Annotated in this window: 1 protein-coding gene; it reads right to left on the minus strand. The window is 35.5% G+C overall.

The window, feature by feature from the left end; translation table 11 throughout:
• Positions 1-459, minus strand: a 459-nt coding sequence (gene flgL / locus R2R70_RS18935) for a flagellar hook-associated protein FlgL (RefSeq protein ID WP_410978739.1), incomplete at both ends; no start/stop codon positions are given.

Raw genomic sequence — 459 nt, forward strand, 5'->3', positions numbered from 1 at the left:
GTTTCAAACTGGTAGGGTTGTGTACTATCCTGATAACCAGAAAAAATATATTTACCATCTTCAGATCGAGTATTCATGAGACTTAGTAATGTTTGCTGCAGCTCTTCAAGCTCTTTACTTATTGATACTTTATCGTTGGTATTTAAGGCACCATTACCAGCCTGAATAGTCAATGTTTGCGCTTTTTGAATTGCATCCGTGATACTGCTTAATACAGTTTCTTCTGTATTTAGGCGGTTATTCAATTGGTTAATATTTTTAGTGTACTGTTCGTTAGCTTGAATTTTAGTAGTGTATAGAGCCGCTTGTGAATAAGCTGATGGGCTTTCTGATGTGCTTAAATACTTTTCACCTGTTGTTACTCGCTCTTGAGCATTTGCAACACCTTGTTGGTTGTCGAGTATTTTATTTATATTGTTTTGGTACATCAAATTGTTTGATAAGCGCATAATTACCTCG

The sequence above is a fragment of the Cobetia sp. SIMBA_158 genome, from assembly GCF_046566945.1.
In the GTDB taxonomy this organism is placed as follows: Bacteria; Pseudomonadota; Gammaproteobacteria; order Pseudomonadales; family Halomonadaceae; genus Cobetia; species Cobetia amphilecti.